Source organism: Shewanella sp. UCD-KL21 (assembly GCF_001957135.1).
Classification (GTDB): Bacteria; Pseudomonadota; Gammaproteobacteria; order Enterobacterales; family Shewanellaceae; genus Shewanella.
This window is the reverse complement of record NZ_MPHK01000018.1, coordinates 69,898-95,455: the sequence shown is the minus strand read 5'-3', so window position 1 is coordinate 95,455 and position 25,558 is coordinate 69,898. Positions and strand designations below refer to the sequence as shown.

Below are 25,558 nucleotides of genomic sequence, written 5' to 3'. Positions count from 1 at the left end.
GAATAAATTGGTACGAATAGCGTGGTCGGTGTTATCGACCAAGCGAGCATTTGAAATTAGAGTTTAACCCGAGTTTGCAGATGATAGAGAAGATGACAGAACGGTCAGACCACTAGATTGAAGACCTGACAATAAAAACAGCAACGCAGTATGCTTTTGGCTTTTTGAGGACAATCTAGCGCGGAACTCATCGTGGAGCGGGTGGTAAGCACCTAATGAAGACTCCGAATACATTAGCGCAAACCAACCTCGTTATCGAAAATATCATTTGCAATAACGAGGCGGACCATACATTTTATTGCGCTTTTGACAGTGACTCTTTCATGGAGGGGGTATTTCATTGCTATGGATATTTTATTGATGGCACTATTTCATTGATAGGGATACTTTATTGATGGCACTATTTATTGATAACAGTATTTCATTAATAACAGGGTTTGGATTAGTGGCATTTGCAAGCTATAACTGGGGTGCTGCAACCAAAGCATCAACTCGACTTGGCCATGGCAATACAAACGTTACTAGTGATCCGCGCGCTCTTGTCATAGCGCCCTTAGTCTGATCATCAACTTAAACCATAGCTAGCTTATTAATAGCAATAAGTCCTAAATAACGAATAACAAAAAGCCCAGCATCTGCTGGGCTTTTTAAGATTAACTACAGTGATTAGCGCTTATTCAGCTGAATCACTCTTAGTTTCAGGCGGTACGTAACCTTTACGCTCTTTCTTATTGAAGATTTTCTCAACCACCACGAAGAACAGTGGGATTAAGAAGATACCAATAAAGGTAGAACTCATCATGCCACCCAGTACGCCTGTACCTAGTGCATTCTTACTACCGGAACCAACACCGGTACTTATAGCTAGCGGTACAACACCAAAACCAAATGCTAGCGATGTCATCAAGATTGGACGTAAACGTACTCGCACTGCGTGCAAAGTGGCCTCAACCAGTCCTGCACCCTTGTCATAGAAGTCTTTGGCGAATTCTACAATCAAGATGGCATTCTTAGTTGCCAGCCCCACCGTCGTCAGTAGACCTACTTGGAAGAATACATCGTTAGGTAAACCACGACCGTTCATCGCAAGCAGTGCCCCGATAACCCCTAGTGGCACAACGAGGATTACCGAAAATGGTACCGTCCAACTTTCATAAAGTGCCGCTAATACTAGGAATACCACTAGGATAGACAGTGCATATAACGCTGGTGCTTGGTTGCCTGATAGTCTTTCTTCATAAGATAAACCATTCCACTCAATACCAAAGCCTGGCGGTAAATCTTGCACCATACGTTCAAAATCAAGCATTGCATCACCAGAGCTATATCCAGGCATTGTCGCACCTTGAATGTTTACTGCAGGTAAGCCGTTAAAGCGTTGCAATTGTGGCGAACCAAATTCCCATGTGCCAGTCGTAAAGGCTGAGAAAGGTACCATTTCACCATTTGAGTTACGCACGAACCAGGTTTCTAAATCACTTGGTTGCATACGGTATTCTGCATCACCTTGAACATATACTTTCTTCACACGACCACGGTCGATAAAGTCATTCACATACGAGCCACCATAAGCGGTTGCGAGTACACTGTTAACATCATCAATATCAACACCTAATGCACGGATTTTAGCTTGATCAACATGGATTTGGTACATAGGTGCATCTTCTTGCCCATTAGGACGTACGCCCACAAGGTTCGGATTCTGCGCTGCCATACCCAATAACTGATTACGGGCTGCAATTAACGCCTCATGACCTTGACCACTACGATCTTGCAGGTACATATCAAAACCATTGGCCGTGCCTAATTCAATTACCGCTGGCGGTACAAAGGCAAACACCAAGGCGTCTTTCATCTGCATGAAACGACCCATAGCACGGTTAGACAAGGATTGAACATCTTGCCCTGCATCACCACGTTCAGCCCAGTCTTCAAGACCGACGAAAGCAATACCCATGTTTTGACCAGAGCCTGCGAAACTGAAACCTGCAACACTGAAGACAGATTTAACGATATCGCCTTCTTCTTCCAAGTAATAGTCACTCACATCCTCAAGCACTTTCATGGTGCTTTCTTGAGTCGAGTTCGTTGGCAAAATAGCTTGGGTAAACAAGATACCTTGGTCTTCATCTGGTAAGAATGCCGTTGGCATGCGCATGAATATCCAACCGGTTGCAATAACCAGTACTAGGTATACACCCATCATGCGTACAGTACGCTTAAGGATTTTTGCTACACCCGCTTCATAGCGCGAAGTTAACTTATCAAAGTTACGGTTAAACCAGCCAAAGAAACCTGTATTAATATGCGTATGACCTTTTGGAATAGGCTTAAGCATAGTGGCACATAATGCTGGGGTTAAAATCATCGCAATTAATACTGACAGCGCCATTGCAGACACAATCGTAATCGAGAATTGACGATAAATAACACCTGTTGAACCTGACATAAATGCCATAGGGACAAATACTGCTGACAGGGTTAAACCAATACCCACTAGGGCGCCAGTAATTTGGTCCATCGATTTACGCGTGGCCTCAAGTGGGCTTAAACCCTCTTCAGACATCACCCGTTCGACGTTTTCCACCACCACAATCGCATCATCCACCAACAGACCAATGGCCAGTACCATAGCGAACATGGTTAAGGTGTTAATAGAGAAACCGGTCGCAGATAAAATGGCGAAAGTACCCAGTAATACAACAGGTACTGCAATGGTTGGGATTAGTGTTGCTCTGAAGTTCTGTAAGAACAGATACATAATCAAGAACACTAAAACCACAGCTTCGATTAGGGTATGAACAACACCTTCAATTGATTTCTCAACAAATGGCGTGGTGTCATAAGGGTAATAAATCTCTAAGCTATCAGGGAAATAAAGTTGTAATTCAGCTAGCTTTTCACGAATATTTTTTGCGGTATCAAGCGCGTTAGCACCTGTCGCTAACTGCACACCAATACCCGCTGCAGGTTTACCGTTATAAAACGATTCTACTGAGTAGCTTTCAGAACCTAGTTCAACTCGAGCAACATCACTCAAGTAAACGTTAGCACCTGAGGTATCAGATTTAAGAATAATCCCTTTAAATTGCTCTGGGGTTTGTAAGCGACTTTGGGCAGTAATAGTCGCGTTTAACTCCTGGCCGCCAATCGATGGCGCACCACCTAATTGACCTGCAGAAATCTGCGCGTTTTGCTCACGAACCGCTGCCATGACATCAATACTGGTTAAGTTATATTGCGTTAACTTTAACGGATCAAGCCAGATACGCATTGCATATTGCGCACCAAACAATTGCAGCTCACCCACACCCGCCACACGGCTTAATGGATCTTGAATGTTAGCAGCAACATAATCGGCAATATCGGTTTTTCCCAGCGAACCATCTTCAGATACAAACGCAGCAACCATCAAGAAACCCGCACTTGATTTAACCACGTTAACACCTTGAGATTGCACTTCTTGAGGTAACAAGGTCATCGCTGCTTGCAGCTTATTTTGCACCTGTACTTGAGCAATGTCAGGATCGGCTTCAGCATTAAAGGTTAAGGTAATTTTTGCATTACCAAAACTATCACTGCTTGAAGCAATATAACGCAGATGGTCAATACCCGTCATACGCTGTTCAATAACCTGAGTTACCGTATCTTCCATGGTCTTTGCAGACGCACCAGGATAAAACGCAGTAATTTCGACTGTTGGCGGTGCAATACTCGGGTACTGCGCCACAGGAAGGTCTTTAATTGCTAAGACCCCTGCCAACATGATTAAAATTGAGATCACCCATGCAAAAATAGGGCGATCGATAAAGAAACGAGCCATAACGTTACCCTATTTAGTTGGAGTGTTTTCTGATAACACCTGCGGTGTTACGTCAGCACCTGGACGAATTTTTTGTAAGCCATCTACAATCAATTTATCGCCTGCCTTTAAGCCTTCAGTAATACGCCATTGGTGGTTAATCACCTCTGCCGTTTTCACAACGCGCGCTTCAGCTTGATTATCAGCATTAACAATCATCGCTACCGCTTCACCTTTTGTGTTACGGGTAATCGCTTTTTGAGGCACCAAAATTGCTGATGGATCTTGTCCTGCATTTAAAATAGCGCGCACATACATACCAGGCAATAACACCCCATCAGGGTTAGGGAATTCAGCACGAATAATCACAGAACCTGTTGCTTCATTGACGCTCACTTCAGAGAACTGCAATGTACCCACGTTCTCGTAAGTGCTGCCGTCTTCAAGAATAAGGGTGACTTCAGCATTTTCGCTTTGCTGTAATTTACCTTGTCTAAGTTTTGACTTAAGACGTAATAATTGCGCACTTGATTGAGCAATATCGATATTAATTGGATCAAGTTGCTGAATTTTAGCCAAAGTATTTGATTGATTCGCGGTAACTAATGCCCCAGGAGTCACGCTTGAAGTACCAATACGGCCAGAGATTGGCGCGCGTACTTCAGTGTATTCAAGGTTGATTTTAGCTGTGTTAATTGCCGCTTCTGCAACAGTAACTTTAGCGATAGCTTCTTTGTAGGCAGCATCGGCTTCATCAAAGTCTTGCGCGCTAATAGCATTGGTTTTAACCAAGGCTGCATAACGGTCTGCAGTGGCTTTAGCTGAAGCTAATGCCGCATTCGCGCTCGCTAAGTCAGCTTCTGCGCTAACTAAAGCGGCTTTGTAAGTTGCTGAGTCAATTTGATACAGTGACTGACCAGCTTCAACCTCTTTACCTTCAGTAAAACCACGATTAGTGATGATGCCTGATACCTGTGGGCGCACTTCCGCTTCAAGAAAAGCACGACTACGACCTGGTAACTCAACATAAATGGCTTGAGATTGCTCAGTCACACTCATCACCCCTACTGGTGCGGGTGGTGCTTTTTGTTGGCCTTGGCCTTGTTCGGCTTGACCACAAGCGGTAATCCATAAAGCCGCAGTGATAACTGAGGCTATTTTCAGTGCTTTGCGCATGACTGCTCCTACTCCTAATTAATCCCACACCAGGGTAACTGTGTGTATTTTTTATTTAATTCAATCTGCGTATTGTGCGTGGTTCTAGCAGGGCTTGATAGTCGCAACCGTGATTTGCTTAACCTAAATTGTAAATAAATAATTTAAGCCGCTAACTTGCTAAACGATTGTTAATTAATCAAGTTAAAATCATATGTTTACGTTTTGCTATTGTTTGTATATTAGTGAATATTTATCAATAAACTTAACAGTAGTTGAAAACCTTAAAAAGCAGCAAATAATTTTGCCTACTAAGTATTTATTTTATGTTGTAGCTACCCATGTCATACGTTGGACTATATTGCATTTTAATTTGGGCGCAAAAAGACTTTCACAGCAATGATTGTGCATGTTCAGCCAGCGCCAACTCGCTTAACCAACAAACAACTGATAATGACCAATAGTAATTCAATATTAGCTCATTCGAGTGAATGCTCATGGCTTGCGATTATTACGCTTAAACGATTCATTATGATCACATCTCACACACCAAACGGGCTTAGAGCAACAACATTACGCCTAAGAGTGGCAACAAAAAGCCTTATGACGACAAGTAAAATGTAAACTACACGGTACAGTTTATTAATTTATTGTTAAAAAGTAAACTACTCAGTGTAATATACTTGCACAACTCCCAGCGAAGATTTGTAAACAGAGATGACAAAAACCAAGAAAACTCTCAGCCAGCAAAAGCATGAGGCCATCGTTGACGCTGCCAAGCGAATGTTCAAAAAACTAGGTGTGGCGGCGACCAGCATGGATAAACTAGCAGAAGAAGCCCAAGTGTCTAAACGCACTGTTTACAATCACTTCGCCACTAAAGAAGCCTTAGTCATGCACCTTGTAAGTGAGTTATGGTTTGAAGCCATGGCCAGCAGTCAAGGACAATATCAACCGCATCAAGCGCTGTTTTCGCAATTATCAGCCATCATTTTTACCGAAATTCAATTTATAAACTCTCGAGAACATATTGATATGGCACAGGTCGCTATTGGGCACTTATTTTACAATAGTGAAGAAATGAGTCGTGAAATTGAAAAAATGAAACTGCATGAAACGGCAATATTACGCTGGATTAAAGCCGCAGCAGCAGATAGCAGGATTCAAGTTGAAGATGCGATGTTTGCCAATGAGCAACTGCTGCATTTAATCAAGGGTCAATGTTTTTGGCCGCAAATTTTAACCTGCAGCCCACTGTTAAATGATCAACAAAGGCAGCATTTAGCCGATGAAAGCGCCAACATGTTTTTAGCCCGCTATGAGGTTTAAAGCCTATTATCACCCACACTCAGTGAAATAATGCGGCTAATTTCAGCCAAGGTGAGTCCAGACTCTTGCTGCCAGTGATTAAAAGCCGCTTGCGATTGACGCAATGCGGTTTGCGAGGTAAATCCGGCATCAACCACCTTAGTCGCTTTAAGATATGACTGCACATCGGTGGTTAATAAAAACGTATCCTTACCCACATTACGTAAAAAATACGGCCCAGTATTGCCACCTAAACGACTGCCTTTCTTTTTTAATACTTGCCAAAGTCCTGTGATATCTTCCGACGGCCAGTTGCCAATAAACTCGGCAAAGCTGCCATGCTCAGCAGCTAACTGCTGCACCATATAGGCATTATCAACAATCGACTGAGTTTTCTTTTGATGGCGAATAAGCGTCGCGTCAGTGGCGCGCTGCTGAATTTGATCAGGCGACAACATCAACACTTTAAACGGCTCAAAATCAAAGAAGGCTTTTTCATACGCTGGCCATTTATTCTCAACCACTCGCCATACAAAGCCACTTTGAAACACTTGCTTGCTCATGGCAGACAAAAGTTGTGCATCAGAAAATTGACCAATCTCATCCGCTTCAAGGGTGATTGGCAGTAAATGGGCTAACGCCTTACTGCCACCTTTACGCTCGCTGGCGCGGTCAAAAATATCACTGAATTTTTCTAATTTTGCCACACGCTATACCCGTAAAATTAATAACTGACGCTTATTATGCTACCTGACTCAGCTTAGGAGCAATATTCTGATCTTTTTTTACTTGCAGGAATTGCTTCCACTTTACCACTTCAGCAGGCATCTCCAGCATAGCGCCTTCATAGCCAGCTTCAGCAATTAATGTATTGATCGGCACTTGCTTACCTTTACAAACAAACACACCACGCACATGGGCAATACAATGAACCCCACGATTAGACACAAAGCGCTGCTCAATATAGAAATATTTTTCATCCCAACCAACTATCTTGGTTTCAATATCAAATTTCTCTAGCGGCTTAATATCTTTAATAAAGGTAAACTCAGAGGCGTTTACGATGGGCAACCATTTAAGTTTTAAAAATCGCTTCATTAAACCCATTTCAGCAATCATATAAGTACGAGCTAAATCTAAAAAGGCAGGATAGCGAGAGTTAGTAAGATGCATATTGATATCGCAATCGAGCGGTAATGCCCGATATGAAATACGACTGGTACCTAAAAAATCGATGTGATTACAGTGACGAATACGCCAGACAAACAACCAAAACAGACGAAAATATAAATTCATGGGGCTACAACTCCTTTGTCAGCGGCAAAGGCTATCAGAGGTCATACCAGCTAGCAAGTTTGCACACAAAATTATCCATTGATCATCTAACCCACTCTCAATCTTAAAAATATGTTTATCGAACACTGTGAGCATAAGGCTTTTTTTATGGTCACTTTTGCCATAAAATGGCCGCGCTTAACTTTATTAAGCATCACAATTTAAATTCTCAGGGCGGGGCGCAATTCCCCACCGGCGGTAAATTAAGGCGACTAAATGCGCCAAGATGAGCCCGCGAGCGCTCGATTTTTCGAGGTCAGCAGATCTGGTGACTTAGGCCATGTTTTCACATGAAGTACGCCTAACAGTCCAGAGCCGACGGTTATAGTCCGGATGAAAGAGAATAGAAAACACCACTACTTAGGTATGCTGGTGCATTTCGTTTGGCGTAAAGCCACTCTTCAAAGCCCTGATTCTGGTATTTTTTTAGGAGTAAACCATGAATCAGCTATCACTACTTTCACCTTTTGGTGATCCAATCGAACGTGTTGAAAAAGCCTTAGCCGCCTTACGATTAGGTAACGGTGTGTTATTACTCGATGATGAAGATCGTGAAAACGAAGGTGACATCATTTATTCAGCCGAACACTTAACTGCAAAACAAATGGCCTTAATGATCCGCGAATGCAGCGGCATTGTGTGTTTATGTTTAACGGACGAGCAAGCCAACAAACTTGAACTGCCGCCAATGGTTAAAGACAACAACAGTGCTAACCAAACTGCTTTTACGGTTTCTATTGAAGCCAAAGCAGGGGTAACAACTGGTGTTTCAGCTCAAGATCGAGTAACGACAGTAAAAACGGCAACTGCAGCCAATGCTAAAGCCAGCGACTTAGCCCGCCCAGGACATGTATTTCCACTGCGGGCGCGTGCAGGTGGCGTTATGGCTCGCCGTGGTCACACTGAAGGCACGGTTGATTTAATGCAAATGGCAGGTTTATCGCCTTCTGGGGTTTTGTGTGAAGTCACTAACGAAGACGGCACTATGGCAAAAGCGCCAGAAATTGTCGCTTTTGGTTTAAAACACAATATGCCAGTACTGACCATTGAAGACATGGTGATGTATCGCTTGCAACATGATTTAAAATTAGCTTAGGCGAGTTTGAACATCAAAGGCCACCAACTCGTGGTGGCAAATAATGAAGAGGCGCATATGCGCCTCTTTTGTTAACTCACACATGTTAACTTGCGGCTAATATCAAGGCTAAGCACCCTTGATTAATATGGATACTTACGCCATAACTCTCTAACCGATTTATCGGGGTCATTCACCTGTTTCGATTCAGTATCAAATCGCATTGTAGGCCTGGTTACTCGATTATATGGGCTCCAGTTAACGGCGCCTGATTTTGCCAAGCTCAGCCACTCATGGTGCATTTGTTGCGCTAATGCCTTAGGGGGCTGCGAGCCAACAAATGCTTTGGCCTGATCGCTGTCAATGGTATTAAAAGCAAAAGGCACATCGACAAAATGTGCAGGACCTAAGCGGCCGCCAAATGCCGGTGAAAACCATGAAAAATTGTAGTGCCAGACTTTATTGCCGTTATTAAGTAGATGCTTTGCAATATGCTGGGCTGGCATTCTAAAGGTGTAGTCAGACTGAATTTTGACAAATATCTCGCCATCAGATTGGCCTTTATTTGCCTCAGTATAAGTACTCAACGGATCGCCTGATAAAGATAGGTCTTTTAAAAACAGCGCTGTGACTGCCGGCGTTATCTTATCAATTGCGCCACTTGGCACCATGTATAGTCTGGATTCTTGATCGGTGCTGCCCACAACGACATTAATGGATGGATCAGCATTGTTGGCTAAGCTTTGCATCGGGGAGCCGGTGATCATATCGTCATCGACAACCGGTAAAAATGCAGTGCCTCCCCATGACAACATCCCCCACTGTTCACGATCTTTCAGAGCATTACCCATATCAATCACTGTTGATACCAGCTCTGTCCAATCAACAGTCGAGATCCCCTCAATAGTTGCTGCAACAGCCAACTTTTCAGCAAAGCTTCGCGAAATCGCGGCCGCTTGTTTTTGGGTTAATGATTCCATTGGCGGGCTTTGCATGATGGCTTTATTAAACAATCCTGCGGCCTTAGAGGTGCCCAGCAGTATCGCCACACTTTCAGCCCCTGCCGACTGCCCGAATAAAGTGACCTCTTGTGGATCACCACCAAAGTCAGCAATATTATCCTGCACCCATTGCAGCGCCATGATCTGATCTAAAATACCGCGATTATCTGGCGCACCCGCAAGGTGCATAAAACCATCCACACCAACCCGATAATTGACGGTCACAACAATCACCTCATGACTTGCAAAGCTACTGCCGTTATATACCTGCTCGCCCGCATCGGCACGAATAAAAGCGCCGCCAGGGATCCACACCATAACCGGCAATTTTTTTGCTGATTTTATCGCAGCAGTTGGAGCCCAAACATTGAGCGTTAAATCCCCCACTGCGCCAACTAACTCAACCTGCTTACCCCTGCTTGGCTGCGGTACGGGTTGACCAAGTGTTGTCGCATCCAATATACCGTGCCATGTTGAATATGCTTCGGGCGCTTGAAAGCGACGTTTGCCAATAAATGGGTTGTGCGCATATGGAATATTATAAAAACGGCTTACATTGTCATGGGCTAAGCCGATTAAACTCCCCTGTTTTAGGGTGAGCTTAGTCTTAGGGTGCTGTGGATTTTCTGTCGCATGCATAGGTGCTATCCACCATAATGAAATGAACACAAGAATACTGCGGGCATATTTTGTGATTGAGTTAAGCGTCATAGTGATTGGCCTTTTTTCATTTGATAATAGTACAACTGCCATATTTTAAGGGGAAAACTATTTCAGTCCCCGCAAATAAACCTCGCTGTAACCAACTAAGTCAATTGCCAGTCAGTACTAAAAAGCGCTTTGATATGTTGATAATCTTTTGTGCCGAGTAAGGCTTCCACTTGCGCTTCCATTTGCTGTTTTACCGCATTAATCTGCTGACTTAGCGCAATACCAGACGCAGTTAAATTAACGATTTTATCGCGGCGATTACTGTCTGATGAACCAAGTTCAATGAAGCCACTTTCCAATAAATGCTTTACGTGTTTATGGGCTGCCTGACGGCTGATATTCATATAACGGGCTGACTCACTCACACTCATAGGTTGATAGTGAACCAGAGAGAGCAAATACACATCCATTTGTGACAATTTATCGTCAACATTGGCAGAGATGGCGTCCATAGTGGCTTGCCTTAACAGCTTATGTTTTTCACTAATTAAATCTATTACACCAAGGGTTTTACTGAATTCGATATTTTCCATGAGTCACTCCCACCGCTTTTCGTTTAATGTAATGACAAACCGCCACTTTGTCAATTAAGTTGACAAAGCGAGCAGCAGCGACAATAATAACGTCAACATAGTTGACATTATCTAGGTCAACTCAAATACATCACACTAAAGTAATGAGAGATATAATGGGTAAGAATAAGTTTGAAAATTTTATTTTTTCAGTAATGGTCTGTTTTTTAATGGTTGTTGGTATGACCATCTACAATACGTTTTTACACATAGACAGTGGCGTGAATGTTTTTACTGCCATTGAGCCTGTGACATTTGTGGTTATCTTTTTTGTGGCATTAGCAATCGACTGGTTTATCGCGGCGCCGTTAGTGAAAGGCATTGTCAGAAAAGTGAGTAATGAAAAAACCTCTTTCATCCAAATGGTAATGATGATTTCATGCTTAATGGTGCTATTTATGTGTACTGCAATGTCGCTGGTTGCCACATTAATTCAAGGTTATGAAGGCTCGCTACTGGCTGCTTACGGCCACAACTTTATACTCAATATTATCGTTGCATTGCCGCTGCAAATCTTATTAGCTGGCCCTGTTGCTAGAGCGATTTTCTTCCGCATATTCCCGCTTCCAGTGCAGCCGCAAGCGATGCAGGTTTGATGAAATATTGCTACACGGTTTATTTGCGCTAACTTTGTGTTTTGTTTGTATGCGCCTGCTTTTAACAGGCGCACACTGAATACGCTAAAAAGATACGATTTAATTCAGTGTCTGTGCCCTATCAAAGCGCTATAAAAAGTTGATTAAGCAATGTTTTAATTTGAGGGTCGTCGTCTTCAAATTGAATACCCACATTCACTTTGCCATGTTCAAAGCGGCTATTACACACTCTAGCTGGAATGGTGATGATGCTATCGTTGGCATTGCGAATATTAACGTAGATATCTTTCTCATTAACTTTTAAAGATTCATTATCAGTTTTAAACAAGAAACCACAGCCTTTGGCTGATATGTCAGCAATAATCCCTTTGAGTTCAGAGCCGAGCTTACCTTCACTGTCTTCTCTTGCCTGTATTGAAGACGGTAAATGGGTCACAAAGCGTTGGTGGGTGCGTAATTGACGATTCTCAATTTCTTTGGGATAGCTAAGAAATATGAATTTTTCAGGAAATTTGGTGACGTTTCTAATGGTGGTTTTAAATGCAAAGCACTCACCTTGCTGGCCTTCCAACAAATAACGCACCACCACCCCATTACCTTCGGAAAAGACATCATGGTAATTGTTCATTTGCTGCGGCGCGGGATGTTTGAGAATAATATACTTCCCCATCTCATAGCCCACTAATGTCGCTTTGGTTCTAAATTTAACGGGAGAGTTTATTTGTAAATCAACCAAATTACCTGGCATTAAACTAAAAAATATTTGTTCAAGTTGTGCGGTCAAAATACGATTCCATTCTAGTTTTTCTACGCAACATTCTAGTCCATAGACGAAAATAAATTAAGTATATTTAATAACTTAAAATCAAATTATGTGATCTTAAAATAATAAAAAGGTGCCCTAAGGCACCTATTGAAAGTAACAACTCATAGCAAGCTTAACCCACTAGGCGTTAATACCTGAGTGACGCAATAGCGCATCTGTATTTGGCTCACGACCCATAAAGCGCACAAATAAGGTCATTGGCTCTTCACTGCCGCCCATTTCTAAAATGTTATTTAAGAAGCTTTTACCGGTTTCTGGGTTAAAAATGCCTTCATCTTCAAAACGAGAGAACGCATCGGCTGATAAGACTTCCGCCCATTTATAGCTGTAGTAACCTGCCGCATAGCCGCCTGCAAAAATGTGGGCAAAACCGTGCTGAAAGCGATTAAATGCCGGTGGCACATTCACCGCTACTTGACTGCGAACTTCATCTAAAATCCCCTGAATGTCAGCGCCTTTAGCCGCATCAAACTCGTGGTGCATTCTAAAATCAAACAATGAGAACTCAAGTTGACGTAACATCATCATCCCAGATTGGAAGTTCTTCGCCGCCAACATTTTATCCAGTAAGGCTTTTGGTAAAGGCTCGCCGGTTTCAAAGTGACCTGAAATTTCGGCTAAGGCCTCTTCTTGCCAGCACCAGTTTTCCATAAACTGACTTGGTAGCTCTACTGCATCCCATGGCACTCCATCGATACCCGATACGCCGCCAACATCAATTTGAGTCAACATATGGTGAATACCATGGCCAAATTCATGGAATAAGGTGGTCACTTCATCATGGGTAAATAATGCAGGTTTACCGTCCACTGGGCCATTAAAGTTACAGGTTAAATAGGCCACTGGCTTTTGCAAACCTGTGGATGTAATGCGGCGACCACGGCAGTCATCCATCCATGCGCCGCCACGTTTACCTGAGCGAGCGTATAAGTCGAGATAGAAGCTGCCACGATGGACTTTATCGGCATCATAAATGTGGAAGAAACGCACATCATCATGCCACTTATCAAACTCATGTTGCTCTTCGATAGTTAAGCCGAATAGGCGTGACACGGTATAGAACAAGCCTGATAGCACTTTGTTTTCAGGAAAGTAAGGACGTAATAATTCTTGAGAGACTTCGTATTTATGGTGCTGTAATTTTTCAGCGTAGAAGCTTAAATCCCACGCTGCCAATTCAGTTACATCGAAGTGCTCTTTAGCGAAGGCTTTTAACTCAGCAAGTTCAGCTTTAGCCTGATCTTTTGAGCGCAGCGCTAATTCATTTAAAAATGATAATACTTGGCTGGGATCATTAGCCATTTTGGTAGCTAAAGATTTATCGGCATAGCTGTCAAAACCTAATAGCTGGGCTAACTCATGACGCAACGCCAAGATTTCGTCCATATTGGCACTGTTATCAAACTCGCCAGCATTTGGGCCTTGATCAGAAGCTCGGGTAACAAATGCACGATAACACTCTTCACGTAATGGACGATTTTCGCTGTACATCATTACTGGTAAGTAAGAAGGGAAATCTAAGGTAAATAACCAGCCTTGTAGCTCTTTGGCCTCGGCCATTGCTTTGGCTGCGGCAATAGCTGAATCAGGTAAACCGGCTAATTCAGTTTCATCGCTAATCAGCTTAGTCCATGCTTGGGTTGCATCAAGCAGTTGATTGGAAAAGTTACTGGTAAGCTCTGATAGACGTTTTACTATTTCGCCATAGCGCAGTTTTTGTTCATCATTTAAGCCAATGCCTGACAACTCAAAGTCACGTAAACTATGGGTCAGTAAGGTTTGCTGCGGAGTGGTAAGCGTTGCGAAACCGTCAGATTGTTGCAGTGATTTATAAGCTTGGTATAAGCCTTGGTGCTGACCGACAAACGTGCCATATTCAGATAATAACGGTAAGCATGCATCGTGCGCTTCGCGCCATTCGTCGGTGCTAGTCACTGAGTTCATGTGTGATACTGGCGACCAGATTTTACTTAATTGATCGTCCACTTCTTCAAGTGGTGCAATTAGGTTTTCCCAAGTGTAAACAGAGTTGCTGCTGAGCACTTGTTCAATTTTACTACGACAAGTTGCGATAGCCTGCTCAACTGCTGGCTGGATATGCTCCGCTTTGATTTTCGAAAACTGCGGCAGTTCAGTGTCACTTAGCAATGGGTTGCTCATCTTTGATTCCTCGGGAAGTCGATTCAATATCACCTTCACTGTTAATAGGGGTGAATTGGGTAAATTTCAAGGGGAGGCGATCATCATAAGCAGGATAAAAGCGTCATAGTGACCCACCATTGTTAACGCATAAGTGGATTCACTAAATGCCAGTAGTACAATTATCACTCACTAACGGAAAGCAAACACAATAACTGTGAATAAGATCTCAACCTCAGCAAGCCACTTTTTATAAACAAACATTTGACAAGTTGATCACAAATCGTACTCGTTATCATTTTTATTTAAGAAAGTTAATGTATTCTGATTAAAAGTGAATCTCTTTTGAGTCTGATACTAATATGAAAGCAATCTTGTCACTATTAGCCGTATCAATATTAACTATTTCCCCTTTCACATCAGTCGCTAATACCAGTAAGATCGCTGTCGCAGTTGATTTAGGCTGGGACTCCAAATACATCTCTGAAGGACGTAACAACCTTGAAAATGGCGGTATTTATTGGGCTGGCGCAGCCTTAGAAACCGGCAATCTAACCACCTATGCGCTTGTTGGCCGTGGTGACAGCACGCATTACATTGAATGGAATTTTGGGGTTGAATATAGTTTGCAGCTCCATGACGATTTAGAAACCTTAATCGGCTACCAACGACTTGAATTTTATGGTGATGAGCGCGCTAATGATAATGAATTATTTGCTGAAATTGCCTACGTCGGTGTGCCTTGGTTAATTCCTTCACTGGCTTATACCTTTGCCACTGAAGCTAGCGGTTATTTTGTTGAACTGAGTTTACATAGCCCATGGCAAGTTAGTGAGCGTTTCTCAGTTACGCCCTATGTGACTCAAGGGTTTGATTTTCGATACGCCAGCCAAGACTATGACGGTGCTAATCATTTTCAGTTCGGGCTTGAAGCGGGTTATGAAATCAGCTCAGAAATTGCCATTAGCGCCCATGTTAGTCACTCGATTGCCATGGAAGATATTAAGCAGCAAGCCCGCAATGAAGGCGTCACAGGCAGTTTAGATCAAACTTATGCTGGGGTTAATTTAGGCTTTAGTTTCTAAATCTGAATAAAAATAGCGTAAAAAACGCCATCGCTTTATGGCGAAAGTCTACGGCATATTCTAAGCTAAGCGGGTGAACCATGACTCACTTGAAGCAAAGGAATGCTTATGACCATATTGAAAGGGATTTTCCCGCTTATTTTTGTGTTTATGATTAGCCAAATAGCGCCGTTATTTATGACCATTGACTCACCTCAGGCCAATGAGTTTGCGCAATTAGTCAGTAAACCTGCCAGCGAGAACAAGCAAGCCAACCAAGCATCACTCTCAATAAATACATTGTCGATAAAGTCATTGCCAATGAATGTGGTACTTGATCACCAAGGCCAAGCAATCGAGCTGCCCGCCACACAATCAGCGCTGAATTATGCTGCCGATGAGATGCTGTTAGAACAATCACCGACTCAGCCAACAGTAAAGCGTGATAAAAAATCCACCAGCAAAAACAAACCACTCAAACTAGCCCAAAAGACCGCCAACGACCCCAGTTGTCGCTGGCTAGGTAATCGCATTAAACAACTGAGGGTGCAATTAAAAAGACACTACTCAGAACATATTGAAACTGAGCTGTCCCATCGACAAACTGAGTGGGATTGCTTGCAATGCTCAACCTCAGGCCCAAGTCAGGAGCAATACTCCCAATGTCAGTATCGGCGCTAAACAAACCATAAAAACTTTTTAGCCACATTAAAACGAATTCCCGACTTAAGCGGTCTAGGAGACTAGCTTGTGGCTTAATTCCCCCCTACAATGGCTGCAAACGAAATATTCGTATCCTAAGAAATCACTTGTTCGAGGTAAAAACCTCCATATAACAAGCTGTAAAAATAAAATTAGAGAGGGTTAACATGGCTCAACATTTTGACTATATCTGCCTAGGCGCAGGTAGTGGTGGTATCGCTTCAGCAAACCGTGCCGCACAGCGCGGCGCCAAGGTATTAGTAATTGAAGCCAAGCATGTTGGCGGAACTTGTGTAAATGTGGGTTGTGTACCTAAAAAAGTCATGTGGTATGGCGCTCATGTCGCTGAAGCCATGAACCTATACGCAAAAGATTATGGTTTTGATGTCACGGTAAATAAGTTTGACTGGAATACCTTAGTTGATAACCGCGAAGCTTATATTGGCCGGATTCACGATGCCTATGGGCGCGGCTTTGCTAACAATAAAGTTACCTTAGTCAACGGCTACGGTCGCTTCATTAACAGCAACACCATTGAAGTGAACGGCGAGCAATACACCGCAGACCATATTACCATTGCAACAGGCGGCGCACCCACTATTCCTAATATTCCAGGTGCTGAATACGGTATCGACTCTGACGGTTTCTTTGCTTTACGTGAGCAACCTAAACGTGTTGCTGTTGTGGGCGCAGGTTACATTGCAGTAGAAGTGGCTGGTGTATTACACGCCCTTGGCAGCGAAACCCATTTATTAGTCCGCAAACATGCTCCACTACGTACTTTTGACCCAATTTTGATTGATACCTTGGTTGAAGCCATGGCCATTGATGGCCCAAAACTTCACACTCACAGTATTCCAAAATCAGTCACTAAAAATGCTGATGGTAGCTTAACCCTCGAGCTTGAAAATGGTGAATCATTAGAAATTGATTGCTTAATTTGGGCCATTGGCCGCAGTCCATCAACAGGTAACATTGGTTTAGAACACACAGATGTCACCCTAAACGCTAAAGGCTATGTGGTTACCGATGCACAGCAAAATACCACCGCAAAAGGTATTTATTGTGTCGGTGACATCATGGAAGGCGGCGTTGAACTGACGCCAGTTGCAGTTAAAGCTGGGCGCTTATTATCAGAGCGTCTATTTAACGGCATGACCGATGCCAAAATGGATTACTCGGTTATTCCTACCGTGGTATTTAGCCACCCACCAATTGGCACTATGGGCTTAACTGAGCCAGAAGCCATTGCGCAATATGGCGAAGCTAACGTTAAGGTATACAGCTCAGGCTTTACCTCTATGTACACTGCAGTAACCGCCCATCGTCAAGCTTGTAAAATGAAGCTGATTTGCGCTGGCGACACGGAAGTGGTTGTGGGTATTCACGGTATCGGTTTTGGTATGGATGAAATCTTACAAGGGTTCGGCGTCGCTATGAAAATGGGCGCAACCAAAGCAGATTTTGACGCAGTAGTTGCGATTCATCCAACTGGTGCTGAAGAGTTTGTTACTATGAGATAAGTCATGGTTAATTAATGATTTAATATTAAAGCGAGAAGTCATTTCTCGCTTTTTTTCACTTTTTTTCACTTTTTTTCACTTTTTTCACTTTCTTTGTTGCTTAAGTCGCGTATTGTCGACAGCTCAATGTGCAGTATATGCTTTGGCTGCCAGCCAGTTTTTAAAATCTTTTTCTGAAGGAATGCGCTTAGCGGAATGGCCTAACAATTGCGTTAACGCATAAGCGAATTGATGATATAGCTTAGGGTCGTCATGCTGCTTATGGCTATCATCGATATTAATTACAGCGCCGCGTAAATAGTTCATCACCAGCTCCACCCGATCAAAACCGGCCACTTCACCCATTTCACGTATGGTGTTTTCATTCCAGCGATAAGACTCAGCGGTCAATCTCTCATAACGTTGACGATAATAGTCGCTGCAATTATTCAGTAGGGTTTCATTTGGCAAAACACGTTCAATAACAAAGTGTTGCTCAGACAAAATACTAAACAAGCGCTGACAGTGGTGGAATATAAATCGTTGATAAGGATCGGGGTACTTTGCTGTATCTGACTCAATTTGCGCTAACCACTGTTCGAACTGGGCGCAGCCAACTGCCACTATCAAGTCAGCCTCAGTGGTAAAGTGATTGTAGATAGTGCCTTTAGATATTTGACTGGCTTTCACTAGGTGAGAGCGGCATAAATCAAAGGTTTTATGTCCTTTTAAACATCTTTGGGAAACTTCAACTAAATAGTCTCCCCGCTGATCCCAACTGCTCATGGCAACCTCTTCACACTTTGTGTAAATTTATTGTTTCAACTTCACATTCAAACCATAACAAGCTTTAGAGCAAGACTATATTGAGTAATACTGATACCACTATGAACTATTGTAATAGCCAATGTTAAAAGTTGAATTATTAGAAAGTTTTATTGCAGTTGCCGAGTGTGGCAATTTATCTAAAGCTGCAGAAAAAATTTGCCGCACCCAATCTGCTTTGAGCTTACAAATCAAAAAGCTTGAAGAAAGTGTCGGTCAAACTTTGCTGCTTAGAGATAACAAAGGTGTGTCACTGACTGACTCAGGTGAAACCCTACTTAATTACGCCTATAAAATGATCCAGCTCAATTCACAAATATTGGATGAGCTTAAAGATAACCCCAACAAACAAACGATTCGCTTAGGCGTGCCCACAGATTACATCAAACGTTATTTAAGCAGCTGTTTACTTGAGTTTATTCGAGAATTCACCCGTATTGAATTAGTCATAGATACTGATGTCAGCGGCAATCTTTACAAGCGCCTGCAACAAGGTGAGTTTGATGTGATTGTAGCCACTCATTGGCAACAACCAGTTAATGGTGAACTGCTATTTGAACGCCAATTTCATTGGGTTGCAGCTAAAAATGGCAACGCCCATTTGCGCGATACCATTCCGATGGCGCTATATCCTGAAAACTGCCCGATTCGAGCACAGGTGTTTGCTAATCATCAATTATCGATGCGACCAATCAATGTACTGCTGTCTTCCCCCTCACCCAATGCACTGTGCATGGCGGTGGAAAATGACTTAACCATAGCCCCAATTGCTGAATTTCGTATAAATAACAAGATGCAGATATTGGATGCCGCTGAACACGGTTTACCGCCATTGCCTATCTTTAACGAGTCGGTATACATTAATCCTGACACCCAAAGCCCTATTACCCAACAACTGGTCAACTTGATCAAAGCCAACGTGACATCACTGGCATCGGCAAAGGTTTAATTCTCTATTTTAAAACGTCTTTTTAACCAGCGGCTACCGAATTACCAACATAAAAAAGGAGCGATAAACGCTCCTTTGGTTTGGGGTAACACTAAGCAGCAAGCTTATTCTTTATGCTTGTCGTACTCAAAGGTGTGACAATTACTGCACAGTGGCTTTTTCGCTTTATGCTCGCTGTGACACTCTTGGCAAGGTAGCTCTTTACCGTAATGAAGGTTGTTATGTGGATTTTGCCACTTATCTTCTTCACTGCGGGCGGTTTGCTCAGCTAAGTCATCGACATTGTGACACGATAAACACGATTCATCAGATGGAAATTGCTTAATGCCTTGATCATGGCAGGCCTTACAATCTTTACCGATCACCTCTTTGTGGTAATCACGAATTTCTACTGCTTGAGCTGATAAGCTGGCAAAACCAAACATAGCCAGTGCAAGCATAATCTTTAATGTTTTCATCAATAATTCCTCTTGTTTACTTGCTATGTTAAGCATTCATCATGCTACGAGCGGCTGTCATACCCATCACCATACATTCAGGAATTGAACAACTTCCTAAACGGCTGACCCCATGGATCCCACCACATACTTCACCTGCAGCAAATAAACCTGTTATCGCTTGTCCTGTGAAACTGTCTTTCACTTCAGCTTTAGTAGTAATTTGCACCCCACCTTGGCAGTAATGCACTTTTGGCCATAAACGCACCACGGTAAATGGCGCTTCAATGTATTTACCAGCAGCCTTGGTCATGTTCTTACCAAACTGTTTGTCATCGCCTGACTTAACGTATTGGTTATATTCTGCAATCTGATCTTTAAGTGCTTTAACTGGCACATTGAAATGGCTCGCTAACTCCTCAACAGAGTCGAACTTCCAGCCAACGTTATACTTAATCACCTTCTTGGTATTTGGATGCTTTTTAGAATCCTTGTAGCTGGTTATAAGCAATGGAGGATATGGATTACCTTGCTCGTCGCGACAGCTTAGCTCAGCATCGGCGCGGGTTTTACGATCCGCAATTTCATTCATGAAACGCTTACCGGTTAAGCGGTTTACCGCCATTGAATGTGGGAAATTATAAATAGAGTAGTTAGACACATAGCCAAAGCCACCTTCATCAGGTGATGCCCATGGGCCAGATTGAATATGGGCTAAATGGACTGGCACCGCACCTAAGCGGAACATTTCATACATGCCTTCACCGGTTGCGCCGGGAGCATTTGTACACCCTACTTCTGCTGTAAGAGTTGGATCTTGCGCCATACGTAAATTAACATTTTGCGCAAAACCACCAGTGGCCATGATCACGCCACGCTTGGCTCTCACATTAATCACTTTACCTGGTTGGTCTTCTTCAAAGTGATAGTTTTGACGCATTTTAACGCCTAAGACTTCACCTTTTTCACCCACTAAGAAACCTTCAAATTTAGCGCGGTTATGAGTTTTAACCCCTAAGTCACGACACTTTTTAAGTAATGGCTGGGTGATCCCTGCGCCACAACTTACTGTGGTTTGATAAGTACGCGCTACAGAGTGGCCACCAAGCTGTTGTAAATACGGATGGTATTCTGAGCCTGCATCTAAGGTCATTTGCAATGCTTCTACTGCATGCTCTGCCACATGGCGCAGTAATGCTTCATCTGCAATACCGCGACCTGCTTTCATTTGGTCAGCAACCATGCGTTCGACTGAATCGTCAACGCCTTCCTTTTTCTGCATTGGCGTTTGCGGCGCCGCAAACAGACCACCATTAATAGCGGAGTTACCACCAAAGTAGGACATCTTTTCAAAAATATGCACATCTTTTGCGCCCAGCTTTTTCGCTTCAATTGCTGCGGCTAATCCGGCAAAACCCGAACCAATAATAACAATTTCAAATTCTTCATCCCACTTAACACCTGTCGCTTTTTCTGACACTGCCATCGCAGGTGCAACCATTGCAGCGCCTGCTGCTACGCCTAAACCCGTGATAAATTTACGGCGTCCCAATAAGTCTATTTTAGTCATCGGTCATCACCCTTCTGTTTTAATTGACTCCTTCATCATAGGGCTGGAACCAATTCCAAAACGGGAACTAATGTTGGAATATGTTAAAAGTGATTACTTTTATGTCACTAATCAATTGTAGGTAGGGTTTTCAGGAAAATTGTAATGAGTAAATCATTTTGGAACGAGTTCCAAAACGCAGCAGACACCGAAGCAATAACGGCTAAATAGTCTTAGCCCGTTTCACTTCGGTTTTATCATGGCGCAGATGAGCCTATAAAGGCTGTATTTAACGTTTTCGGTTATTAACCCGACTCTTATGACAATGAAAACTGTCTGGCTGCCAGCGGCGATACATGCAGTTATAGCAAGACAGCAAGCTGTTATCTGTATGCTCATCTTCATCATCAACAAGAAAAGTCTCACAACTTGCAGCGGCTTGACGGGCGACAGCATAATCCTCAACACCAAACCTAAATAGCCATAAATCATCTTGTTGAATAAACCACTGCTGCATGTTTTCTACCATGCTATTTGGGGCCATATTTTGCATTTGACTGTTTTGCTCCAATGATAATTAGTATGACTTCAACTGCTGCTTAGTGGCATTAACCCATTGACCATTCTTATAACTGACTAACAAAGCAAACTGGCATTGGGTATAAACCGCTTTAATTTTTCCGCTTAAGGTAAGTAGCGCATCTGTTGCTAATTCCTCACCCGTCACTGAGACCACAGTTTGCAGTCCTGTCAGCGCTAATGCTTGCTTAACTGATAGCTTAATTTCATCAGAGCCATCGGCTTGTTGCCCCAGTTTTATTTGCCCTTTTACTCGGCCATCTTGGCCACTAAGGCGTAAACCAATACCTGCAATAGCGCCAATTACCCCTTGGCCAGTGCCGCCGTGTTCAGATAAATCAACACCTTGTGATTCAGCTAATTCATAAGCTTGCTGCTTGGTTTTAACTTGGACTTTCGCCTGCTGCCCAAAGCTAATTAATTGCTTAATATCAAACTCAGCGGCTAAATCTAAAATGGCTAAACCAGGATCGGCTGCCGCCGCTGACTCTTGCTTTAAATGCTTTACGCAGATTGTTTTTATCTGCAATAAGCTTAAATCAGATTCAATCTGAAAACACATTGCACTGTTATGAGATGTGTAAGGAATGTCAGGATGCACAAACAATTGATGGCGGGTGACAAATGGGCTGGCCGTATTTTTACTATGGCCATCAGGCTGCTTAGCATTGAGTTTTGCAGCAATTTCCTCTGCTATTTCGCCAGTACCTTTAGTACAAATATCATCGGTGTCATCAATACATATCAACCAAGATTTCATTTTATTGCCTTATTTGTATAATTTAATTGCAGCACCTTGCTGCTATTTTTTGTTATTGAGTTGCTCATTATCTAGCTGATTACCAGCCAACAAGTCATGGGCATAGAGCCGCTTTAATACTGGCGGAACCAATAGCGCCGCCGCGATAGCAAAAGCGGCGCCTTGAATAAAGTTCAGGCCAAATTTCGCTAAGGCCACTTGCCCGCTCATACCAATCATTAAATTTGCCACCCAGCCTCTCGCCGCCCAAGCAAAGCAGCCGACCAAGGCTAGAATGATGCTTTGCCAGCGCAAATTAAATAGTCCCGCCATAAACAGTAAGGCCAAATCCATGGCGATTGCTGGCAAGGCAAATTTAACGATAATCAGTGGCCCACCTTTGCCAACACTCAGCATCATGGCAACCAATCCCGCTAGTAAACCACAGGCAGAAATGCTGCCAATGCGGCCAACGGCGCCATAACAAATAAGGTAAAAAAAGGTCATTAAAAACATGGAATGACCACTCAAACCCAGTTTGAGACGTAACATGCTTTTGCATGCCACTAACAATGTGGCACAAAAGCCAATAAATAGAGCATCTTGCAACTCAAATGATTTTTTCATTTGTCCTCTCTTGTTGAAGGCCAATGTGTTGGCTTAGGGGCTTTACCGAAATGACGAAACTTGGCAGCGGTTGCCATTTGCTTTGATAATTTGAGTAATTGAATTAACACAGGTAATAACACGCAGTGAATGACTTCAGGCCAGTTTTTAGGGTTTCGTAATGCTTTAGGTGAAATGTTGGCGCCCCGTAAACGCTGCATGGCGTATATTTCTTTGGTTTCTTGCAGCATAAAAGGCAATAAGCCGATTGATGCAGCAATCACAAATGCCCACTTAGCAGGTAAGCCCCAGCAAAGTACTTCTCCGAGCCTTTCAGGAGGTTGAGTACTCGACAGCCACCAGCCAGGTAATAACGCCAAAAACACCCTTAGCACGACTAGCATGCCTTCAAATAATTGCCCGTCGCCATGAAATAAATAATAAAACGGCAAGGTTACAGCCAGTTGCACTAGCGCAATACGCAGCAATGCCGTGATTTTATTTTTTAAATACAGCCCGTGGATCACTAACAACATATCCACCATAAACAGCCACGCTAGGCCACTATCAGGCAAGAAAAAGGCGCAGCTGGATAACACCACACTCAGTAATAACGCCAAGGCGCAGTAATGACTCGAGCTCAGCTTAGATGCGGTAAACTTTGCTTGTTGATGACGCTTGCCATCGCGCTGACCTCTAGCCCACATGACACGGCTCGCTTTTATCTGCACCCACTAGCAGTTGGCCAGCTTGGATTTTCCAGTAGCGATCCACATTAATAAACGCAATTTCACGGTGGCTGGTGAGTAAAATACCGCAGCCTTGGTGAGCTAATTGCTGTAATAGCTGCACCACTTTTTCAATATGCTGATTATCTAAGCCTGCAAAGGGATCATCTAACAGTAATACCTTGGGTTGTAAGCAAACTAAAGAAGCTAAGGCGATGATATGTTGCTGCCCATAAGATAATTTGTGCGGTGAACAATGGGCTAAATGCATCAGATTTAACTGCTGCAAAATTTGCTCAGCGCGCAAAATAGGTAACTTGAAGCGCTTTAAACTAAATTGCAGTTCAGCCATAACTGTTTGCTCAAACAATTGACGATTGGGGCGCTGCATCAATAGGCCTAAATCTTCCCGGTAAATGCCCATTTGGGGCGATTTCCCTAATAACACTATTGGCAAATCCCCAAGGTTAGTTTGGATACCTGCTAATGCTTTTACTAAGCTTGTTTTACCGACGCCGTTATCACCGATTAGCGCAATAATTTCGCCACTATGTAATGACAAAGGTGCAGGACATTCAAATAAGGGCTGTTGCTGTTCAAAACAAAATTGGTGGGGCTCAATGGTTACTAGGCACTCGCTGTTATGGGCTGTTGTGTCCCCCTTGGCATTGACGGACTGGCTGGCATTAACACCGCGGCGATGATTGGCGCTAACGCCTTCAATAGTCTCTGGCGTTAATACACCCTTTTCTAAGCGCCAAACGTAGTCTATTAACTCAGCAAAAGCGCTAGGGTTATGCTCAACAATGACAATAGCAACCCCATCACTTAACAAGGTTTTTAGTACTGATTTCAGTTCTTTTACGCCATTATCATCAAGCTGGGCCCAAGGTTCATCCAGCAATAATAAAGTGGGATTAAACACTAATTGCGCCGCCATCATTAAGCGGTATTTTTGCCCTAAAGACAGCGCCGATATTGGCGAGTCCAAACTAACAAATAGCCCAACTCGTCGCAGCGCTTGTTGGGCTTTTTCGACCATCAGCTCAGCAGGTACAGTTAAATTTTCGAGCCCAAAGGCAATTTCAGCGCCGACCGTTTGACGTAATACTTGTACGTTTGGGTCTTGCATCACTAAGCCAACCATTAATGACTCACAGCGATAAATATCGCCCGCAAAAGGTCGCGAGGTTTCACCTGCTAGCAAATGTAGCAAGCTCGACTTGCCGCAACCTGTAGGGCCGTTAATGCAGTGACACTCGCCGCGATTAACAACCAAATTGAGATCATCCAAGATCTCAGTTTGGTTCGAACCATAGCTAAAATGAATTCCTGCTAATGCGATGAGCTGCATCATC

The 25,558-nt window shown here is 43.2% G+C and carries 23 protein-coding genes and 1 riboswitch; of the genes, 7 read left to right on the top strand and 16 right to left on the bottom strand.

Features of this window, described 5'->3' with window-relative positions:
- Positions 1-673: 673 nt before the first annotated feature.
- On the bottom strand, positions 674-3,823 hold the full coding sequence (locus tag BM739_RS15430; RefSeq protein ID WP_076542181.1) for an efflux RND transporter permease subunit: 3,150 nt from the start codon (positions 3,821-3,823) through the stop codon (positions 674-676).
- A gap of 9 nt (positions 3,824-3,832) precedes the next feature.
- Positions 3,833-4,978: an efflux RND transporter periplasmic adaptor subunit gene (locus BM739_RS15425; protein WP_076542179.1), complete on the bottom strand. Its 1,146-nt coding sequence runs from the start codon at positions 4,976-4,978 to the stop codon at positions 3,833-3,835.
- 696 nt (positions 4,979-5,674) lie between these two features.
- Between BM739_RS15425 and BM739_RS15420 the strand changes: the two genes are divergently transcribed.
- Positions 5,675-6,286, top strand: coding sequence for a TetR/AcrR family transcriptional regulator (locus BM739_RS15420; RefSeq protein WP_076542177.1), 612 nt, complete (start codon positions 5,675-5,677; stop codon positions 6,284-6,286).
- Here the strand turns inward: BM739_RS15420 and BM739_RS15415 are convergent.
- The gene (locus BM739_RS15415; RefSeq protein ID WP_076542175.1) at positions 6,283-6,972 is read right to left on the bottom strand and encodes a DNA-3-methyladenine glycosylase I; all 690 of its coding nucleotides are present in this window, start codon (positions 6,970-6,972) and stop codon (positions 6,283-6,285) included. The genes BM739_RS15420 and BM739_RS15415 overlap by 4 nt on opposite strands.
- Positions 6,973-7,006: 34 nt before the next feature.
- On the bottom strand, positions 7,007-7,561 hold the full coding sequence (locus BM739_RS15410; RefSeq protein WP_076542173.1) for a thioesterase family protein: 555 nt from the start codon (positions 7,559-7,561) through the stop codon (positions 7,007-7,009).
- A 200-nt stretch (positions 7,562-7,761) separates the two neighbouring features.
- Positions 7,762-7,949, top strand: a riboswitch (FMN riboswitch).
- A 90-nt stretch (positions 7,950-8,039) separates the two neighbouring features.
- Between BM739_RS15410 and ribB the strand changes: the two genes are divergently transcribed.
- A complete protein-coding gene (gene ribB, locus BM739_RS15405) occupies positions 8,040-8,696 on the top strand; it encodes a 3,4-dihydroxy-2-butanone-4-phosphate synthase (protein ID WP_076542171.1) in 657 nt (218 codons plus the stop codon).
- A 122-nt stretch (positions 8,697-8,818) separates the two neighbouring features.
- On the opposite strand, the gene BM739_RS15400 is transcribed toward ribB, so the two are convergent.
- Together BM739_RS15400 and BM739_RS15395 are read right to left on the bottom strand one after the other, a co-directional pair.
- A complete protein-coding gene (locus tag BM739_RS15400; protein ID WP_217697850.1) occupies positions 8,819-10,387 on the bottom strand; it encodes a carboxylesterase/lipase family protein in 1,569 nt (522 codons plus the stop codon).
- A gap of 95 nt (positions 10,388-10,482) precedes the next feature.
- Positions 10,483-10,920 carry a MarR family transcriptional regulator gene (locus BM739_RS15395; protein WP_076542169.1) on the bottom strand — a complete coding sequence of 146 codons (438 nt, stop codon included), beginning with the start codon at positions 10,918-10,920 and terminating at the stop codon, positions 10,483-10,485.
- A gap of 221 nt (positions 10,921-11,141) precedes the next feature.
- On the opposite strand from BM739_RS15395, the gene BM739_RS15390 reads away from it, so the two are divergent.
- The gene (locus tag BM739_RS15390; protein WP_175609535.1) at positions 11,142-11,555 is read left to right on the top strand and encodes a DUF2798 domain-containing protein; all 414 of its coding nucleotides are present in this window, start codon (positions 11,142-11,144) and stop codon (positions 11,553-11,555) included.
- Positions 11,556-11,676: 121 nt separating this feature from the next.
- On the opposite strand, the gene BM739_RS15385 is transcribed toward BM739_RS15390, so the two are convergent.
- Both BM739_RS15385 and prlC read right to left on the bottom strand, forming a co-directional pair.
- The gene (locus BM739_RS15385; protein ID WP_254843563.1) at positions 11,677-12,339 is read right to left on the bottom strand and encodes a flagellar brake protein; all 663 of its coding nucleotides are present in this window, start codon (positions 12,337-12,339) and stop codon (positions 11,677-11,679) included.
- A 162-nt stretch (positions 12,340-12,501) separates the two neighbouring features.
- Positions 12,502-14,541, bottom strand: a complete 2,040-nt coding sequence (gene prlC / locus BM739_RS15380; protein WP_076542163.1) for an oligopeptidase A — start codon at positions 14,539-14,541, stop codon at positions 12,502-12,504.
- A gap of 341 nt (positions 14,542-14,882) precedes the next feature.
- Here prlC and BM739_RS15375 point away from each other — a divergent pair, with 341 nt between their 5' ends.
- The 3 genes from BM739_RS15375 (at position 14,883) to gorA (ending at position 17,809) form a co-directional block, all read left to right on the top strand.
- The gene (locus BM739_RS15375) at positions 14,883-15,605 is read left to right on the top strand and encodes a hypothetical protein (protein WP_076542161.1); all 723 of its coding nucleotides are present in this window, start codon (positions 14,883-14,885) and stop codon (positions 15,603-15,605) included.
- 108 nt (positions 15,606-15,713) lie between these two features.
- Entirely contained in the window at positions 15,714-16,265 is a 552-nt protein-coding gene (locus BM739_RS15370; protein ID WP_076542159.1) for a hypothetical protein, read from the top strand.
- Between the two features lie 188 nt (positions 16,266-16,453).
- Positions 16,454-17,809 carry a glutathione-disulfide reductase gene (gene gorA / locus BM739_RS15365; RefSeq protein WP_076542157.1) on the top strand — a complete coding sequence of 452 codons (1,356 nt, stop codon included), beginning with the start codon at positions 16,454-16,456 and terminating at the stop codon, positions 17,807-17,809.
- Between the two features lie 123 nt (positions 17,810-17,932).
- Here gorA and BM739_RS15360 read toward each other — a convergent pair whose 3' ends face one another.
- Positions 17,933-18,574 carry a TetR/AcrR family transcriptional regulator gene (locus BM739_RS15360; RefSeq protein WP_076542155.1) on the bottom strand — a complete coding sequence of 214 codons (642 nt, stop codon included), beginning with the start codon at positions 18,572-18,574 and terminating at the stop codon, positions 17,933-17,935.
- 121 nt (positions 18,575-18,695) lie between these two features.
- Here BM739_RS15360 and BM739_RS15355 point away from each other — a divergent pair, with 121 nt between their 5' ends.
- Positions 18,696-19,562, top strand: coding sequence for a LysR family transcriptional regulator (locus tag BM739_RS15355; RefSeq protein WP_076542153.1), 867 nt, complete (start codon positions 18,696-18,698; stop codon positions 19,560-19,562).
- Between the two features lie 104 nt (positions 19,563-19,666).
- Here BM739_RS15355 and BM739_RS15350 read toward each other — a convergent pair whose 3' ends face one another.
- The 7 genes from BM739_RS15350 to BM739_RS15320 all read right to left on the bottom strand — a co-directional run bounded on the left by BM739_RS15350 (position 19,667) and on the right by BM739_RS15320 (position 25,557).
- Positions 19,667-20,020 carry a cytochrome c3 family protein gene (locus BM739_RS15350; protein WP_076542193.1) on the bottom strand — a complete coding sequence of 118 codons (354 nt, stop codon included), beginning with the start codon at positions 20,018-20,020 and terminating at the stop codon, positions 19,667-19,669.
- 28 nt (positions 20,021-20,048) lie between these two features.
- Positions 20,049-21,569 carry a flavocytochrome c gene (locus BM739_RS15345; protein WP_076542151.1) on the bottom strand — a complete coding sequence of 507 codons (1,521 nt, stop codon included), beginning with the start codon at positions 21,567-21,569 and terminating at the stop codon, positions 20,049-20,051.
- A 268-nt stretch (positions 21,570-21,837) separates the two neighbouring features.
- Entirely contained in the window at positions 21,838-22,101 is a 264-nt protein-coding gene (locus tag BM739_RS15340; protein ID WP_254843562.1) for a hypothetical protein, read from the bottom strand.
- Between the two features lie 24 nt (positions 22,102-22,125).
- The gene (locus BM739_RS15335) at positions 22,126-22,887 is read right to left on the bottom strand and encodes a DNA-binding protein (protein ID WP_076542149.1); all 762 of its coding nucleotides are present in this window, start codon (positions 22,885-22,887) and stop codon (positions 22,126-22,128) included.
- Positions 22,888-22,929: 42 nt separating this feature from the next.
- Positions 22,930-23,493, bottom strand: coding sequence for a core component of ECF transporter (locus BM739_RS15330; protein ID WP_076542147.1), 564 nt, complete (start codon positions 23,491-23,493; stop codon positions 22,930-22,932).
- Complete coding sequence (locus tag BM739_RS15325) at positions 23,490-24,179, bottom strand: energy-coupling factor transporter transmembrane protein EcfT (protein WP_076542145.1); 690 nt, start codon at positions 24,177-24,179, stop codon at positions 23,490-23,492. Before BM739_RS15325 ends, BM739_RS15330 begins: the two co-directional genes overlap by 4 nt.
- The gene (locus BM739_RS15320; protein WP_254843561.1) at positions 24,169-25,557 is read right to left on the bottom strand and encodes an ATP-binding cassette domain-containing protein; all 1,389 of its coding nucleotides are present in this window, start codon (positions 25,555-25,557) and stop codon (positions 24,169-24,171) included. Before BM739_RS15320 ends, BM739_RS15325 begins: the two co-directional genes overlap by 11 nt.
- Position 25,558 lies beyond the last annotated feature (1 nt).